This is a genomic window from Neobacillus sp. NPDC058068, assembly GCF_042885335.1.
Taxonomy (GTDB): Bacteria; Bacillota; Bacilli; order Bacillales; family Cytobacillaceae; genus Neobacillus.
In genome coordinates, this window is the sequence record NZ_JBHVSI010000043.1 from 1 (window position 1) to 16,739 (window position 16,739).

General features: G+C 42.3%; 15 protein-coding genes, 1 tRNA gene, 1 rRNA gene, 1 other RNA gene and 1 other annotated feature. Of the genes, 4 read left to right on the forward strand and 14 right to left on the reverse strand.

Annotation, left to right across the window (positions count from 1 at the left end):
- Positions 1-870: 870 nt before the first annotated feature.
- From ACFVSW_RS27560 to tadA, 7 genes are all read right to left on the reverse strand, one after another.
- Positions 871-1,134, reverse strand: coding sequence for a pro-sigmaK processing inhibitor BofA family protein (locus ACFVSW_RS27560; RefSeq protein WP_387319825.1), 264 nt, complete (start codon positions 1,132-1,134; stop codon positions 871-873).
- A gap of 85 nt (positions 1,135-1,219) precedes the next feature.
- Positions 1,220-1,441 carry a YaaL family protein gene (locus tag ACFVSW_RS27565; RefSeq protein ID WP_024031059.1) on the reverse strand — a complete coding sequence of 74 codons (222 nt, stop codon included), beginning with the start codon at positions 1,439-1,441 and terminating at the stop codon, positions 1,220-1,222.
- Positions 1,442-1,465: 24 nt separating this feature from the next.
- Positions 1,466-2,062 carry a recombination mediator RecR gene (gene recR / locus ACFVSW_RS27570; protein WP_387319826.1) on the reverse strand — a complete coding sequence of 199 codons (597 nt, stop codon included), beginning with the start codon at positions 2,060-2,062 and terminating at the stop codon, positions 1,466-1,468.
- A 132-nt stretch (positions 2,063-2,194) separates the two neighbouring features.
- Entirely contained in the window at positions 2,195-2,515 is a 321-nt protein-coding gene (locus ACFVSW_RS27575) for a YbaB/EbfC family nucleoid-associated protein (RefSeq protein ID WP_193392271.1), read from the reverse strand.
- Between the two features lie 16 nt (positions 2,516-2,531).
- Positions 2,532-4,220, reverse strand: a complete 1,689-nt coding sequence (gene dnaX / locus ACFVSW_RS27580; protein ID WP_387319827.1) for a DNA polymerase III subunit gamma/tau — start codon at positions 4,218-4,220, stop codon at positions 2,532-2,534.
- Positions 4,221-4,365: 145 nt separating this feature from the next.
- An RNA gene (gene ffs, locus ACFVSW_RS27585) (signal recognition particle sRNA large type) lies at positions 4,366-4,631 on the reverse strand.
- Between the two features lie 105 nt (positions 4,632-4,736).
- Entirely contained in the window at positions 4,737-5,237 is a 501-nt protein-coding gene (tadA, locus tag ACFVSW_RS27590; RefSeq protein ID WP_387319828.1) for a tRNA adenosine(34) deaminase TadA, read from the reverse strand.
- Between the two features lie 135 nt (positions 5,238-5,372).
- Here tadA and ACFVSW_RS27595 point away from each other — a divergent pair, with 135 nt between their 5' ends.
- From ACFVSW_RS27595 to ACFVSW_RS27605, 3 genes are all read left to right on the forward strand, one after another.
- Entirely contained in the window at positions 5,373-6,662 is a 1,290-nt protein-coding gene (locus ACFVSW_RS27595; protein ID WP_387319829.1) for a LysM peptidoglycan-binding domain-containing protein, read from the forward strand.
- 221 nt (positions 6,663-6,883) lie between these two features.
- On the forward strand, positions 6,884-7,531 hold the full coding sequence (locus ACFVSW_RS27600) for a deoxynucleoside kinase (RefSeq protein WP_387319830.1): 648 nt from the start codon (positions 6,884-6,886) through the stop codon (positions 7,529-7,531).
- A gap of 9 nt (positions 7,532-7,540) precedes the next feature.
- Positions 7,541-8,245, forward strand: coding sequence for a deoxynucleoside kinase (locus ACFVSW_RS27605; RefSeq protein ID WP_387319831.1), 705 nt, complete (start codon positions 7,541-7,543; stop codon positions 8,243-8,245).
- A 586-nt stretch (positions 8,246-8,831) separates the two neighbouring features.
- On the opposite strand, the gene ACFVSW_RS27610 is transcribed toward ACFVSW_RS27605, so the two are convergent.
- From ACFVSW_RS27610 to guaB, 6 genes are all read right to left on the reverse strand, one after another.
- Positions 8,832-8,924 (reverse strand) — tRNA-Ser (locus tag ACFVSW_RS27610).
- Between the two features lie 99 nt (positions 8,925-9,023).
- Positions 9,024-10,304 (reverse strand): serine--tRNA ligase, encoded by a 1,281-nt coding sequence (gene serS, locus ACFVSW_RS27615; RefSeq protein ID WP_387319832.1) that lies wholly within the window; start codon positions 10,302-10,304, stop codon positions 9,024-9,026.
- Between the two features lie 266 nt (positions 10,305-10,570).
- Positions 10,571-10,793: a binding site (T-box leader), on the reverse strand.
- A gap of 53 nt (positions 10,794-10,846) precedes the next feature.
- A complete protein-coding gene (pdxT, locus tag ACFVSW_RS27620; RefSeq protein WP_387319833.1) occupies positions 10,847-11,437 on the reverse strand; it encodes a pyridoxal 5'-phosphate synthase glutaminase subunit PdxT in 591 nt (196 codons plus the stop codon).
- A gap of 3 nt (positions 11,438-11,440) precedes the next feature.
- Positions 11,441-12,322, reverse strand: coding sequence for a pyridoxal 5'-phosphate synthase lyase subunit PdxS (gene pdxS / locus ACFVSW_RS27625; RefSeq protein WP_387319834.1), 882 nt, complete (start codon positions 12,320-12,322; stop codon positions 11,441-11,443).
- A gap of 165 nt (positions 12,323-12,487) precedes the next feature.
- Positions 12,488-13,801, reverse strand: a complete 1,314-nt coding sequence (locus ACFVSW_RS27630) for a serine hydrolase (RefSeq protein ID WP_387319837.1) — start codon at positions 13,799-13,801, stop codon at positions 12,488-12,490.
- A 219-nt stretch (positions 13,802-14,020) separates the two neighbouring features.
- On the reverse strand, positions 14,021-15,481 hold the full coding sequence (gene guaB / locus ACFVSW_RS27635) for an IMP dehydrogenase (RefSeq protein WP_387319835.1): 1,461 nt from the start codon (positions 15,479-15,481) through the stop codon (positions 14,021-14,023).
- 177 nt (positions 15,482-15,658) lie between these two features.
- Between guaB and ACFVSW_RS27640 the strand changes: the two genes are divergently transcribed.
- Positions 15,659-16,600, forward strand: a complete 942-nt coding sequence (locus ACFVSW_RS27640) for a YaaC family protein (protein ID WP_387319836.1) — start codon at positions 15,659-15,661, stop codon at positions 16,598-16,600.
- Between the two features lie 45 nt (positions 16,601-16,645).
- Here ACFVSW_RS27640 and rrf read toward each other — a convergent pair.
- Positions 16,646-16,739, reverse strand: a 5S ribosomal RNA gene (gene rrf / locus ACFVSW_RS27645); the annotation flags it as partial.

The window sequence follows — 16,739 nt, forward strand, 5'->3', positions numbered from 1 at the left end:
TTAGCTCATTTGTTACGTTGGCTTAGTTTCAATAAAGAAACTAAAAAATATTGTTTGTTGACGTTTTTGTTTGTTTAGTTTTCAAAGAACAATTTTCTCTATCGCTCAAAAGCGACTTTATTATCTTACCAAGTTATCAACCGAAAGTCAATAACTTTTTTTATGTGTTGTTCACCGTCTCAGTGACGACTTTTCATATATTACAGCATATTAATAAACTGGTCAATACTTTTTTTAAAAAAAAGAGCACAAAAAATAACGGGTTCAGTTTCCTGTCGCTAAACCCGAAAATGCCTCCCAATTTATATTGCCAATAAAATGGGGCAGTTCAGACCCCCACGGACCCGGATGAGTGATCAGCATGGTTGGATAAATAAGCGGAGAAATTTCTCTTATTTAGGAAAAAGCACTGAAAATTGCTTAAATAGACGGAAAAATTCCGGCTAATGACTCGAAAAGCGTGAAAATGGACAATTTTGCTTTGCTTAATCGGAAAACCTCCGCTTATTTACCACAAATCGAGCTCTATTCTGCGGATAACCGGAAAATCTCCGCTTATTGTAAGTATCACTGGTTACTTAATTAAAGATAAGACTTCACATTAACATATAGATTCAATTATTATGTGTTGTGTAAGACAAATTGTATACCAAATTGAAGGTAAAATTGTAGAGGTACAACAGCCATTGCCCCCCTACCATTCGGGGTGCATTTTCCTCTACAAATTTTCATGGGATTTACCCCAATAAAAAATGAGTGTCAATTATATATGCAAATTGGCACTCATTTTAACTTACATTTTTAATGTTTCTGATAAGAAACGGAACCTGAAACAAAAAAAAGCCGCTGTGTTCTTTGCGGCAAGACCTGTTAAATTACCCAATGTTGAATAGCTGCTAATGCAAATAAGCCGGGGATACCCAAGAAACCGGAAACAGCGGATGTGGCAAAATTGATCGGTACATGGATTCCATATCGATTACCGGCAACATTTAAGAAAAATAGCAGCAATGCTCCGATGACTAATTTTATTGCTGCTTGGCCGACAAACCGGGCCGGCTTAAATTGGGCTCCAGTGAATAACAATATGAGAATGAGCCCTCCCAAAATAGAAATAACGAAAATTGGTTCCAAAAAAGCTATCCCCTTTCTTAAGTCGCTTTACTTACAACTTATGTACAAGTTGTAAAGATTAGACCAAAGAAAAAGAAATAGCTCATTAGGCTTTATAGGAGGTTACTTTCCGCTGTTTCGCTTCTCTTAAGAGAAAGATATATTTTGCTTCTGCGACTTTTGTTTGACAAATTACCTCTTCAGAAGGATCGAAGCTTATTTCCAAAAGTGATTTTTCTTGCTGCCAATGCTGTTTAAATTGATTTAACTGGGCTAACAGCTTTTCATCATACTCTTTTCTGAGCCGCCCTGTTCGCCGAAAAAACATCATCCAATCCTCCGGTTTTCTTTCTTATATTTCACGCCGTCCCTCAAGGGCCTTAGATAAGGTAACCTCGTCCGCATATTCGAGGTCTCCGCCAACCGGCAGACCATGAGCTATCCTTGTTGTTTTAATCCCAGATGGCCGTAATAAGCGGGAAATATACATAGCTGTAGCTTCACCCTCGATATTAGGATTTGTCGCTAGAATCACTTCCTGGACGGTCTCATCCTGCAGGCGCTTTAGCAAATCAGGGATATTAATATCCTCTGGTCCAATTCCGTCCATAGGTGAAATGGCACCGTGCAAGACATGGTATAAACCGTTATATTCTTTCATTTTCTCCATCGCGATGACATCTTTTGGATCCTGCACTACACATAGTATGCTCTTATCCCGGCGCTGATCTTCACAAATATAACAAGGGTCCTGGTCCGTAATATGGCCACATACAGAACAATAACGCAGATTGCGCTTGGCATTCACAAGTGCTTTGGCAAAATCAAGCACAGTGTCTTCTTTCATACTTAATATATAAAAGGCCAGGCGTGCAGCAGTTTTTGGACCGATACCTGGCAGCTTCATAAAGCTGTCTATCAGCTTCGAAATCGGTTCTGGATAATGCATGTTTATTATTCCTCTCTAATAAAAGCAAGGGTGCCTGATACCAAGAGATGAAACACCTCGAAGCACCGAAGCCCCCCTGCTAAACTTATTATTAATCCAGCTCTTCTCGCCAAGGCGCTTCCGCTTTTCTAATTAAAACGGCAGATTCATCCCTTTAGTGAATTGCCCCATTGTGTTATTTGTCAGCTCTTCTGCCTTTTTAAGGGCGTCATTTGTTGCTGCCAGCACTAAATCTTGAAGCATTTCGACATCATCCGGATCAACTGCTTCTGGTTTAATAATGACATCGACCACTTCTTTATGACCTGTTACAACGACTGTTACCATTCCGCCGCCGGCAGTTCCTTCAATTTTCTCTTCGCCTAATTGTTCCTGTGCCTCAGCCATTTTCTTTTGCATTTTCTGCATTTGCTTCATCATATTTTGCATATTTCCCATTCCACCACGCATCATTATTACCTCCAATTAATTAATCAATAATTTCTACAAATTCAGCACCAAATAATTTCTTTGCCTCTGAAATATGAGGCTCTTCTTCCTTTTTCGTACCGCTGTCCATTCCTTCTTCACCTTGATGGCTGTTTAGGTAATTTTCTCGAATGGCAGCCCACTGCTCTTCTGGAACACCTAACAGTAAAAACCTTTTACCGGTTAGGTTATATAATGCAGCGGTAACTGCTTCAAGAAAATCGCTTTTATCCATAGCCATTTGGCAGAGCATTTCGTGCTTAAACTTTAAAATAAATGCTGTGGCTGATGCCGCTGCCGGCTCAGCTTCATTTAACAAGGCGGCATGCGACTTCATTAAGTTAGCCCGCATTTCGCCCCATTTTGATTTAATTAGATTCAAATCAGATTTTGTCGCCTGCTTTAATACTTCGTTTATTTTTCCAACAGCTGGCTGGAACCCTTTTCTTGATGTTCTTTGTGAAGGCTTTTGCGGCTGTGGTGGAGCATCATGCTGACCTGCCGCTACTCCATTTGCCTTTAAATGCTGCAGTTCATTTTCGAGCTGATCGATTCTTGCGATTAATTGCCCAATATCTCCCGATTGTGTTTGTGCCGTCTGTTTCGCTTCCATTTGACACAGTTTCACAATCGCCACCTCAAGAAAAATCCTTGGATGGTTCGTCCAGCGCATTTCCTGCTGTGTTTTATTTAAATGATCGATTAGCTGATAAATTTGTTCCATCGGGGTGGCCTCTGCCATCATCCGAAACTCATCATCCAGCATGACTCTTTCAAGTGATTCTTCAAGATTTGGTGCAGTCTTATAAAGAAGCATATCACGGTAAAATAAAATGAAATCCTCGATAAAGCGTGCCGGGTCTTTCCCATGATACAATAACTCATCGAGCGCTTCTAAACCACTTGCCACATCACTCGCTTGGAAGGCATTTGCCAACCTATTCAGAAACCCTTGTGAGACTGAGCCTGTTACCGTGAGCGTGTCTTCAACCGTTACCCGGTCTTCGCTGTAAGAAATCGCTTGATCTAATAAACTTAACGCATCACGCATTCCGCCATCCGCAGCGCGGGCAATCATTTGCAATGCCCGCTCATCACAAGCAACGCCTGTTTCTTCCACAATTAACTTCATTCGATTGACGATTGCCCCAGCAGTAATCCGTCTAAAATCAAAACGCTGGCATCTTGAGATAATCGTTAATGGAATCTTATGGGGTTCTGTTGTCGCTAAAATAAAGATGACATGCTTCGGCGGTTCTTCTAATGTTTTTAGCAAGGCATTAAAGGCGCTAATGGATAGCATATGCACTTCATCAATGATGTAGACCTTATAGTTTACGGCAGTGGGGGCAAATTTGACTTTGTCGAGAACATCTCTCATTTCTTCAACACGGGAGTTTGAAGCTGCGTCAAATTCTAATACATCCGGAATTGTTCCATTTGTGATGCCAAGGCAGGCCGCACATTCATTACAGGGCTCCGAAACAGGGGCCCGTTCACAGTTAATCGCCTTTGCTAGTATTTTAGCGGCGCTTGTTTTACCTGTTCCCCTTGGTCCTGAAAAAAGATAAGCATGTGAAATTTTCTGTTGAAGCAGGGCGTTTTGCAATGTCTTTGTCACGTGTTCCTGCCCTACGACATCAATAAAGTCCTGAGGCCGCCAAACACGATATAAAGCTTGATAAGCCAAATGACACCGCCCCCTTCAAAATTTTTTTATCCTATTCATTATAACGTATCCATTTTACTTTTTTCAAAGTATAAACTAAGATTCACAAAAAAACTCATCTCGGTTATGAGATGAGTTTGATTTTGAAGGAATATGTAAATAACTGCCGTGCACCTTCCTTCGACTGTCGCCCATAAGCGTTACTTAAGCAGTTAGCTCGGCCCAGGCACCCCTGCGGCACATGGGAGCGTCCACTTAATGCTGCTTCCTTCCGGACCTGACATGGTTCATGGATTCCCATTGCGCAGGACCCGAGCGTCAACACCACTTACTTAAGGCAGACCCTACAGACGAACAGCCTCAGAGAAGGGATTCAGTCCCGCTAGAGCGGATTGCGGGTACAGGGCACCGCTACCTCCCCACCTAGCACGGCAAAATTGATACCAAAGTTTAGTGCGTCTTTATCTGACGCTCTATTAGTATATAAACTTTCTCGGAAAAAAGCAATCATTATCGACTGTAAATTTATGTAAGTTTCTATAAATCTCTTTCTTTTCTTGCTTGTTTCTCCCGTTTTTTCCGGTCTCTTATTTTTCGAAAAAAATCTGACAGCAGCTGACCGCACTCCGTTTCCATTACTCCTTTGGTGACTTCGCTTTGATGATTAAAGCGCCCGTCCTGCAAAAGATTCATCAGTGTTCCAGCACAGCCGCCCTTTGGGTCAGCGGCACCATAAACGACCCGTTTGACTCTTGATAAAATAATCGCCCCTGAGCACATTGGACAGGGCTCGAGGGTGACATATAAGACTGCCTCCTCTAGACGCCATGAACCTAATTCACGGCAGGCTTGATCAATCGCGAGCAGTTCAGCATGTGCGACAGCGTTTTGCTCACTTTCACGTAAGTTATGCGCTCGGGAAATGATTTTTCCGTCGAGAACCAGGACCGCTCCGATTGGCACTTCCTCCAGCTCTTCTGCCTTTTTCGCTTCCTTTATTGCTTCCTTCATAAAATATTCGTCATATTCAAACGTCATGGGAATACCACCGCCTTTTAAAAAATGGCTTCGTTCATCGAGCACCGTCATCATGAAATTTACCAATATTATATCATTTATTCAATTCCACCCTCATAAAATAGTTGTAGCGTATTTTGTCAGGAGGGGATCCGGATGCAAATCCATGTGATAAAGAGCAACGAATCATTAACGACGATTGCTAGAACCTATCATACAACCGTTAAGGATATTACCGAGGCAAATGAATTGCCGAATCCAAACAATCTTGTCGTCGGGCAGTCGATTGTCATCCCAATCATTGGCCATTTTTATTTCGTGCAGCAAGGGGATTCCTTATACTCCATCGCTAGAAGGGTCGGCGTCCCTTACCAGGAACTTGCCAGCATTAATCAAATTAACGTAAATCAGCCGCTGAATGTAGGCCTCCGTCTCTACATTCCTACAGCGAAGAAAAGAGATGCCGAGTTTAATGCGTATGTAGAGCCGCGCGGTACGACGGTGGCACCAGTCTTAGAAAGCAGTGCCCGGGAGGCCGCACCTTATCTTACTTATTTGGCACCTTTCAGCTTCCAGGCCCTCCGTGACGGTACATTGAAAGAACCGCTGCTTAATAACTTTCCGGCTATTGCCAAGGCCAACCGCAACGTCTTAATGATGGTGATTAACAATCAGGAGAATGACCAATTTAGCGATGAACTTGGCCGTATCCTCTTAAACGATATCGCGATTCAAGATAAATTTATCAACAATATCGTCACGACCGCTAAAAAATATGGATTTCGTGATATTCATTTTGACTTTGAATTTATACGTCCTGCCGACCGCGAGGCCTACAACCGCTTTTTACGAAAGGCGAAGCAGCGCTTTAAAAGCGAAGGCTGGCTGATGTCGACAGCCCTTGCCCCAAAAACGAGTGCCACACAAAAGGGAAAATGGTATGAAGGCCATGATTATAAGGCCCACGGTGAAATCTCTGACTTTGTCGTGATTATGACGTACGAATGGGGCTATAGCGGCGGCCCGGCAATGGCTGTTTCACCGATTGACCCCGTGCGGAAAGTATTGGAATACGCCATTACTGAAATGCCTTCAACTAAAATTCTGATGGGACAAAATCTCTATGGCTATGATTGGACACTTCCCTTTGTTCAAGGTACGGTAGCAAAAGCGGTCAGCCCGCAGCAGGCAATCCAATTGGCCGCAACTCACAACGTTCCGATCCAATATGACACAAAATCACAAGCACCATTTTTTAAATATACAGCATCGGATGGTAAGCAGCATGAAGTTTGGTTTGAAGATGCCCGCTCCATCCAGGCAAAATTTAATCTCATTAAAGAGTTAAATATTAGGGGAATGAGCTATTGGAAACTGGGTTTAGCCTTCCCGCAAAATTGGCTGTTAATCGTCGACAATTTCAATGTTACCAAACGAGGAACATAAGAAAGCAGAAGCGTTAGACATAAAAAAATTTTTTAGACAAAAACTGCCGTCATTCGGCAGTTTTTTCATGTTTTTGACATAAAATGAGCTACTTCTAAATATTCCATATCCCTTCCTGTTAGAGATTATGATAAAATAAACTTTGTGTCTTTGAGAAAAATTAAAATCCAGGTAATCTGGTGAAACATAGAGTGCAAGCAGTTGGAGAAGGAGGACTCGCAATGGGGGATACACCCTTTATTACCGTCGAAGGGCCGATTGGTGTAGGAAAAACATCACTCGCCAAGGCCATTTCAGAACAATTTAATTTTGCTTTATTAAAAGAGATTGTTGATGAAAATCCATTCTTGGGGAAATTTTATGAAAATATCGAGGAATGGAGTTTCCAAACAGAGATGTTTTTCCTCTGCAATCGCTTTAAGCAATTAGGGGATATCAATACCCATTACTTAAGTCAAAACAAGTCTGTTGTCGCAGACTACCATATTTTTAAAAACCTGATTTTTGCACAGCGAAGCTTAAATCCTGAAGAGTACGAAAAGTACTACAAGATTTATCAGATTTTGACTTCGGATATGCCGAAACCAAATGTCATCATTTATTTGAATGCCAGCTTAGATACACTGTTGAAACGAATTAAAGTCAGAGGGCGCGAAGTAGAGAAGAATATCAGCCCCCTGTATCTAGAACAGCTATCGATTGACTATGAAAATACCATGACGATTTTTGAAAAGGAACATCCGGAAATCCCAGTTCTCCGCTTTAGCGGCGATGAGTTGGATTTTGTAAAAAGCGAACAAGATTTAAACTATATTTTTCAAAAGCTATCTTCATCATTAAAAACTCGCAATAGGTCAAAAACATTATAGAACAGGGGGATGTTAGTGAGTATCGTTATTGGTGGTATGATTGGTCTTGGCAAAACAAGTGTGGCAGACACCTTGAATGCCCACTTTAAAAATAAAGGAATTGAAAGTAAGGTGTTTTACGAAGCGGTCGACGATAACCCGATTCTTCCGCTTTATTATGAACTGACACCTGAAGAATTAGATGCGAAGAGAATTCCCTTTCTCTTGCAGTTATTTTTTCTAAATAAACGCTTTAAAACGGTTAAAGAATGTGTCAGCTGGCAAGAGCCGATTTATACGATTCAAGATCGTTCCATTTATGAGGATTGGTATTTTGCTTATGTGAACAAAAATTTAGGCAGAATATCTGATCTCGAATTTAAAATTTATGAAGAGCTTGTTGAAAATATGTTGGAAGAACTGAATGAACTTCCAAAGAAAGCACCGGATTTAATGGTTTACTTAAAAGGTTCGTTTGATACGGTGATTGACCGGATTATGGCCCGCGGCAGAAGCTTCGAAATCAACCCGGAACTGAAGGAGTATTACTTCGAAGTGTGGAAGGGTTATGATGAATGGGTCATGAATCAGTACGATGCCAGCGAAGTATTAATTATTGATATGGATACGACAGACGTTGTCAACAGTAATGCCGATGCGTTACGCATTTGCCGTGAAGTAGAAGAAAAGCTAAGTGAAATCCTCAACATAGAAAAAACACCAATTGGCTATTAAGCCATTTGGTGTTTTTTCATATTCTTTAGATTTATGAAATTGCACTAATCAACCGTTAAGCGCCTTTTTCTTCGTTCTCGGGCTTTATGGACCTCTCTTATTGACCGTCGACGGCTCTTTTTCCCGCTCACGGGCTTTATGAACCTCTTTTATTGACCGTTGACGGCTCTTTTTCATGTTCTCGGGCTTTATGAACCTCTCTTATTGACCGTTGCTGGCTCTTTTTCATGTTCTCGGGCTTTATGAACCTCTCTTATTGACCGTTGACGGCTCTTTTTCATGTTCTCGGGCTTTATGAACCTCTCTTATTGACCGTTGACGGCTCTTTTTCATGTTCTCGGGCTTTAATGAACCTCTCTTATTGACCATTGACGGCTCTTTTTCATGTTCTCGGGCTTTATGAACCTCTCTTATTGACCATTGACGGCTCTTTTTTCCGTTCACGGGCTTTATAAACCTCTCTTATTGACCGTTGCTGGTTTTTCCCCTAATTAAACATCGAGCATAAATTTGTAAAAAAAAATCCGTTACAAGTAAATGTAACGGACCTTTATCTCCAGTTTTTATGCGCGATTGTATCATCTTATGGAGGAGGAAGAGGGATTCGAACCCCCGCGCGGTTTGACCCGCCTGTCGGTTTTCAAGACCGATCCCTTCAGCCAGACTTGGGTATTCCTCCGTATCGACAAATGATACTTTAACATATATTTTTAACTGTGTCAAACGATATTATTAAAATTTCCGGATGGGGACTAACCATCCGGAAATTTAATGTTTGTTACTCTGGCTTAATAACCGCACGACCGCCCATATACGGACGTAATACCGTTGGAATTACGACACTTCCGTCTGCCTGCTGGTAATTTTCTAATAAAGCAGCGACCGTACGGCCAATCGCAAGACCAGAACCATTTAACGTATGAACATGCTCCGGCTTCGCCTTCGGATCACGGCGGAAGCGGATGTTCGCCCGGCGCGCCTGGAACGCTTCAAAATTACTGCAAGAAGAAATCTCGCGGTACGTCCCATAACTTGGAATCCAAACTTCAATATCATACTTTTTCGCAGCCGTAAAGCCGAGGTCACCGGTACACATGCTCAAGACACGGTACGGAAGCTCCAGCAATTGCAGCACTCGTTCAGCGTCATTCGTCAGTTTTTCAAGCTCTTCGTAAGAATCCTCTGGCTTCACAAACTTGACAAGCTCAACCTTATTGAACTGGTGCTGGCGAATCAAGCCCCGTGTATCACGGCCGGCTGAACCCGCTTCAGAGCGGAAACATGCGCTATAGGCAGCATAGCGGATTGGCAGCTGATCGCCGCTTAATATTTCATCGCGATAAAGGTTGGTGACAGGCACCTCTGCCGTTGGAATTAGGAAGTAATCTTCATTTTCAATCAAGAAGGCGTCTTCTTCAAATTTTGGCAGCTGGCCGGTCCCCGTCATGCTGGCGCGATTCACTAAATAAGGCGGTAATATTTCCGTATAACCGTGTTCATCGATATGAAGATCGAGCATGAAGCTCATCAATGCACGTTCTAAACGGGCACCTAACCCCTTATAAAAGACAAATCTGCTTCCTGTAACCTTGCCCGCACGTTCAAAGTCAAGAATCCCTAAATGATCGGCAACATCCCAATGCGGTTTCGCTTCAAATTCAAACTCACGCACTTCGCCCCAGTTTCTGATTTCAACATTATCATCTTCAGTTTCGCCAATCGGAGTGCTTTCATGCGGGATATTCGGGATACTTAAAAGCAATTGCTCTAAGGTCTCTTCTACCCCGCGCAGCTCGTCATCAAGCGTTTTAATTTGATCGCCGACTTCACGCATTTCTTTAATTAAATGATCGGCATCCTGTTTGTCACGCTTTAAGGCCGCAACCTGCTGCGTGACCTCATTCCTTCTTGATTTAAGTTTTTCAGTCTCGACAATTAATTCGCGTCTTTTCAGATCCAGTTCTTCAAACTGACCGAAATCTGTTAAATCTTCGCCGCGATGCTGCAGCTTTTCTTTTACTTCTGAAAAATTAGCTCTTAATACTTTAATATCTAACATTTGTCCGCACTCCTTTTTTAAATTTAATAACCGGGCGCTTCCGCTTTAAAAAATAGGCTGTGTTAAAAGTGAATGTTGATTTCCGTTCCAGGCGCTTCGCTTTCCGCGGGGCGGGCGGTGAGCCTCCTCGGCGCTAAAGCGCCTGCGAGGTCTCACCTGTCCCGCTGCTCCCGCAGGAGTCTCGCGCCTTCCACTCCAATCAACATTGTGCTCAAAATCAACAATGTTCTTTAACACAGCAAAAAATAAAAAACTCCCGCCCCTAATACAGGGACGAGAGTTGCTCGCGATACCACCCTGGTTGACTAAAAATCAGTCCACCTCGAAAAAACGTTAACGGTTTTTCACCGAAAGTACTTACTGACCTCACTTGAGGTGTTCCGCACCTTGCTCGAGGAGGGATTCACAAGACCATCCACCGGTTCACACCAGCCACCGGCTCTCTTTTAGAATGAGTCACTTGTTACTAGTTCCTCTCATAGCTTTATTCGTTATTATATTGTTTAATAATTTACTACAATTATTAACCGATTGCAACTACCTTATTCAAAATTTCTTGCTTTTGCTTCCTTCACCATCTCGACGAAGTAGGCGGTAAGACGATGATTGTCTGTCAACTCCGGATGGAACGAACAGCCAAGAAAATGTCCATCCCGTGCGGCGACAATGCGGTCATGATGTTTAGAAAGAATTTCAACATTCTCTCCCGCTTCAACGATGTGCGGCGCCCGGATAAAAACTGCCGGGAAACTGTCAGCGACATCTTTAATCGCAAGGTCGGCCTCGAAGCTGTCCACCTGGCGTCCAAATGAGTTGCGTTCAACCTTAATATCCATCACACCGATGTGCGGCTCACTATAGCCGACAAGGTCCTTTGCTAACAGAATCAAGCCTGCACATGTTCCAAACATGGGTTTCCCCTCATGAGCAAATCGCTTCAGGTCATCCATAAAATCATACTTATCAATTAAGCGCCGCATTGCCGTGCTTTCGCCCCCAGGAAGAATAAGGCCGTCTACATCCGCTAATTCTTCCTTTCGTTTGACAGCAACCGCCTCGACATCACATGCTTCTAACGAACGAATATGTTCGCGAACAGCTCCTTGCAAAGCGAGAACGCCGATTTTCACCATGAATTACCAGCCTCTTTCCTGCATACGTGCTTCAGGTGCCAATGATGAAATATCAATCCCCTTCATCGGTGTTCCTAAATCCTTGGAAAGCTCAGCAATCAATTTATAGTCTTGGAAATGCGTAGTCGCTTCCACGATCGCTCTTGCAAATTTAGCAGGATTTTCTGATTTAAAAATACCAGAGCCGACAAAAACGCCATCCGCTCCTAATTGCATCATTAGCGCAGCATCAGCAGGAGTTGCCACACCACCGGCTGCAAAGTTAACAACCGGAAGACGTCCAAGACGCTTAATTTCTAGAAGCAATTCGTATGGCGCGCCTAACAGCTTTGCTTCTGTCATTAACTCGTCCTCATTCATGCCGACAACTTTACGAACCTGGGCATTCACCTTGCGAATATGGCGGACAGCCTCAACAATATTTCCTGTTCCAGGTTCACCCTTCGTCCGAAGCATTGAAGCTCCTTCACCAATTCTGCGGGCAGCTTCGCCAAGATCGCGGCAGCCGCATACAAACGGTACAGTATAGTCTCTTTTATTTAAATGGTATTCCTCATCAGCAGGAGTCAAAACTTCACTCTCATCGATATAGTCGACACCCATTGCTTCAAGAATACGCGCCTCGACAATATGACCGATTCTTCCTTTTGCCATCACAGGGATTGTAACAGCACCCATAACCGCTTCAATGATCCTCGGGTCTGCCATCCTTGCCACGCCGCCAGCAGCGCGGATATCTGAAGGAACACGTTCTAAAGCCATTACTGCCACTGCGCCCGCTTCCTCAGCAATTTTCGCCTGCTCCGCGTTGACTACATCCATGATGACGCCGCCTTTTTGCATTTCAGCCATACCGCGTTTTACAAGATCTGTACCTGTTATCATTTGTTAAAATCCCCCTTTTATTTTAATATTTAGAAAAATATTTGCATCATTTAGGAAATTTCCCACTTAATTAATCGGAATTATTTTTCCCCATAAAATCATTAAAGCAACAAAAAAGGATTCCTGTCAAGACAAGAATCCTCTCTGCTTTATTTCCATAATGGTTTATTTAAACCAGCCTTTTACCGCGGAAGAAATTCCATCCCAGACATCTCCGAAGAAATTGCCGATACCACGCATCATGAGTACAAACCAATTTGCTTTTTCGACTTCTTGAGCGGCAATGACATCAACCTGAGCTGTCTTCTGGCCCTCTCCGGTTAGGAAGCTGACTTTTTCGCCACTTTTCGGTTTAACTGTTAAATAACCAATTTTTTCATCTTTTTTAATTGGTGCCGTTAACTCGCCATCTTTATTGATTTTCGTTTTATCCAGCACCAGTTCAGTTTGGTAATTTTTCTTATCACCATTTTGAATCACCATTTTAATTGCTGACTTTGTGTAAATTTTTACCTGGTCCTCTTTCCCTTTAATGACCGGGATTGTTGTATGTCCTTTAACTTGATAATGTTTAGGAACAAGCTGCTCTTTTGAAAAATTGTTAAACGCATAGTCGAGCATTTTTTTAGTTTCGCCAAAGCGTGCACGATAACCATCGTTTTTGCCGCTTGAATCCTTCGCATTTTGAATAACCGTAATAAATCGTTTTCCATCACGGGCTGCAGTACCTGTAAAGCAATAACCAGCAAAATCAGTCGTTCCTGTTTTAAGTCCGTCCATTCCTTTATAGCCGTAATCTAATTCTGGGAGCATCCAATTCCAGTTAATCATGTCAATTTTATCTGTCGTACCCGCACGAAATGTCTTTCTTGGAGTGCTGGCTGTTTTTAAAACATCCGGATAATCATTAATGAGGTGAAAAGCTAACGTCGCAACATCACGAGGTGACATCACATTTTCTTCGTCAGCCCCTGTTCCTTCTGGCTGTTCCCCATGATAATCTTTATTATTTAGACCCGTTGAGTTAACAAATTTGGAATTTTTTAAGCCTAACTTTTTCGCCTTTTCATTCATCAATTTAACAAAGTTTGTTTCCGAACCAGCAATAACTTCAGCGAGGGCAATAGTTGCCCCATTTGCGGAATAAATCGCCATTGCTTCATATAATTCTCGGACTTTATATGATCCATCACGGCGCAAGGGCACATTAGATAAATCTCTAGGCTGTGAAATTTTATACACAAGCTCACTGACAGAATAATCCTGATCCCATTTCACCTTTCCTCGTTTCACTGCATCAAGCAAAAGGTATTCAGTCATCATTTTCGTCATACTGGCAACACCTAGTGAACTGTCACCATTCTTCTCGTATAAAACTTTACCTGTTTCTCCATCGACTATTATCGCACCGTCTGCATTCACATTTAATGCCGCTTCCGCCTTCGCTTGATCCACCCCGGCAAAAAGACTAAAAAACATGATAAGTGCCAGCGCACTGGCAACACATTTCTGATAAAAATGTTTTTTCACTCTAAAACCCTCCAAGAATTAATCACTTTGGTTATTTTAACATAACTGCCTAGCAAATCATAGACAGAGGATTGGACGATTCTTTTACCAATTTGGTTACTTCAATAAGACTAAATTACTACAAAAAAAAAAGAGAAGGCCGGGCTTCTCTTTTTTTCGCGGTTGTTATCATGAATAGTTCGGTGCCTCTTTCGTAATCTGCACATCATGCGGATGGCTTTCCCTTAGGCCGGCACCTGTCATCTTAATAAATTGTGCCTTTGTTCTTAGGTCATTAAGGTCCTTTGTTCCACAATAGCCCATACCAGAGCGAAGTCCGCCAATCAGCTGATAAATCGTTTCTGCCAATGGTCCTTTATAAGGGATGCGGCCTTCAATCCCTTCTGGAACAAATTTCTTATTATCTTCTTGGAAATAACGGTCTTTTGAACCCTTTTCCATCGCAGCAACAGACCCCATGCCCCGATATACTTTAAAGCGGCGGCCTTGGAAAATTTCTGTTTCCCCAGGGCTCTCAGAAACGCCTGCCAGGAGACTGCCAAGCATAACTGCATGCCCGCCGGCTGCAAGCGCCTTGACGATATCTCCGGAGTATTTAATCCCGCCGTCGGCAATTATCGTCTTCCCATGCTTCATTGCTTCTGTAGCACAATCATAAACAGCGGTAATTTGCGGCACGCCTACACCTGCTACCACCCTTGTTGTACAAATCGACCCCGGGCCAATTCCTACCTTCACGACATCGGCGCCTGCCTCGATAAGAGCCTTTGTCGCTTCAGCAGTTGCCACATTTCCTGCAATAATCGTTAAGTCTGGATAAGCGCTTCTTATTTCTCTGACCGTGTCTAAAACACCCTTAGAATGCCCGTGGGCTGTATCAACGACCACTACATCAACATGCGCTTTAACAAGCTTGTCGAGCCTTAGCATCGTGTCACTAGTTACGCCTACTGCTGCACCAGCTAATAATCGTCCTTTGCTGTCCTTTGCTGAGTTAGGAAATTCAATTACCTTTTCAATATCCTTAATTGTAATTAAGCCCTTTAAGACACCTTGGTCATCTACTAGGGGCAGCTTTTCAATTTTATACTTTTGCAGGATTCTTTCCGCCTCTTTTAATGTTGTTCCGACTGGAGCTGTGACCAGGTTTTCTTTCGTCATCACGTCGGAAATTTTAAAGGAATAATCCTGGATAAATCGAAGGTCACGATTTGTAATAATTCCAACCAGCCTTTGCTCCTCGAGATTATTGACAATTGGTACCCCGGAGATTCGGTATTTTCCCATTAAATGCTCTGCATCAAATACTTGATGCTCCGGTGTCAGGAAGAACGGATCGGTGATAACGCCGCTTTCAGACCGTTTTACCTTTTCCACCTGCTCAGCCTGCTGTTCGATGGTCATATTTTTATGAATAACTCCTAAGCCGCCTTGGCGCGCCATGGAAATTGCCATTTCCGACTCTGTCACAGTGTCCATCCCAGCACTAATGATTGGAATATTAAGCTTAACCGATGGTGATAATTCTACCTTTAGGCTTACATCCCTTGGCAATACCTCTGACTTACCCGGAATTAGCAAAACATCATCAAACGTTAAACCTTCTTTTAAAAACTTACTTTCCCACATTTTAACTGTCCTCCGTTTCAAAACTTATAAAACAATACACGCCGCTGTCTACCAATGCAATAAATACAAAGAACCAGCCTAACCTATAAAAAAATATTATTTGTAGGTTATCAATTGGGCAAAATACTGTCAAGGAATAACAATTAAATTGATTCTTCTGAAAAAGGTGATTGAATATTGGGTATTCAATATAAAGACTGGAAAAGCTTCTCCTGCTTCTTTTCGGCAGAATACTGCCAGCGTTATTTAAAAACTAGCTATCAGAAGTATAAGCTGGATAATCCTGAACAAAAAGGCTATGAAAATTGCTATCCCTTTCTTTATTATCTGGAACATGGGCAAATATATTATGAACAAGCAGAAAAAGCTCCGCTTATTATAAAGCCGATTCTACTCTTCTATGGTCTTGTCCATTTAATTAAAGCATGCATTTTATCCATCGATCCTTCTTATCCTGAGACAACTGCTGTTTTAGCGCATGGCGTTTCAACAAGGAAGAGAAAAAAGCAAAATTACCTTTTCTTTCAGGATGAAGTGAAATTTCAAAAAAATGGACTTTTCCCCTTCATGTCGGAAAAAATGTTCCACATGAAACCATTAGAAGGGGAGAAAGTCATAATGGAGGAATTACTACAGCTTATACCCGAACTTGATGATTTATTCTTTTTATTTGAAGGAAAAAGGACATTTGCCACGTTACAGCAGCAAAGAGAACAGTTTGTTGTACCTGAAACGGTTTTAAATTACTTTCATATGACTGAAAGCCGCTTTAAGGAGTTTTTTGCTTCGAAGTGTAAAAAAGAAGTTGAATTTGAGAGTGAGGGACTTTCTTTTTCAATGAACGAGGAGGTTCACTTAGAAACCACACCATTGAAATTCAATTTTGAAAACAGACATTGGGCAATTCCACTGAATAAAGGCAGCTTTCTTAACTTTCCAGAACTGCTTATTCACTATCTGCTGCTGTATAACTTAAGTATGATTGCTCGTTACGAAACGGAATGGTGGAGTGAATTGACAAAAATGATGCCTAATCATGATTATCCATTTATTTCCTCTTTCCTCGACAGTACGATGAAAAAAGGACCGTTTTTGGTTTATCAGTATTTGATGGGGTAGAGAGAAAAACACAAAAGGACAACCCTCTCGGGTTGTCCTAGATTAGCCTGGCAACGTCCTACTCTCACAGGGGCGCCTGCCCCAACTACCATCGGCGCTGAGAAGCTTAACTTCCGTGTTCGGTATGGGAACGGGTGTG

Excerpts from the sequence above, each read along its gene's own strand:
- ACFVSW_RS27565 (WP_024031059.1), bottom strand. The coding sequence starts at position 1,441 with ATGTTTTTTCGGCGAACAGGGCGGCTCAGAAAAGAGTATGATGAAAAG.
- recR (WP_387319826.1), bottom strand. The coding sequence starts at position 2,062 with ATGCATTATCCAGAACCGATTTCGAAGCTGATAGACAGCTTTATGAAG.
- ACFVSW_RS27575 (WP_193392271.1), bottom strand. The coding sequence starts at position 2,515 with ATGATGCGTGGTGGAATGGGAAATATGCAAAATATGATGAAGCAAATG.
- tadA (WP_387319828.1), bottom strand. The coding sequence starts at position 5,237 with ATGACGTTTGAATATGACGAATATTTTATGAAGGAAGCAATAAAGGAA.
- ACFVSW_RS27595 (WP_387319829.1), top strand. The coding sequence starts at position 5,373 with ATGCAAATCCATGTGATAAAGAGCAACGAATCATTAACGACGATTGCT.
- ACFVSW_RS27600 (WP_387319830.1), top strand. The coding sequence starts at position 6,884 with ATGGGGGATACACCCTTTATTACCGTCGAAGGGCCGATTGGTGTAGGA.
- ACFVSW_RS27605 (WP_387319831.1), top strand. The coding sequence starts at position 7,541 with ATGTTAGTGAGTATCGTTATTGGTGGTATGATTGGTCTTGGCAAAACA.
- serS (WP_387319832.1), bottom strand. The coding sequence starts at position 10,304 with ATGTTAGATATTAAAGTATTAAGAGCTAATTTTTCAGAAGTAAAAGAA.
- pdxT (WP_387319833.1), bottom strand. The coding sequence starts at position 11,437 with ATGGTGAAAATCGGCGTTCTCGCTTTGCAAGGAGCTGTTCGCGAACAT.
- pdxS (WP_387319834.1), bottom strand. The coding sequence starts at position 12,322 with ATGATAACAGGTACAGATCTTGTAAAACGCGGTATGGCTGAAATGCAA.
- ACFVSW_RS27630 (WP_387319837.1), bottom strand. The coding sequence starts at position 13,801 with ATGTTTTTTAGTCTTTTTGCCGGGGTGGATCAAGCGAAGGCGGAAGCG.
- guaB (WP_387319835.1), bottom strand. The coding sequence starts at position 15,481 with ATGTGGGAAAGTAAGTTTTTAAAAGAAGGTTTAACGTTTGATGATGTT.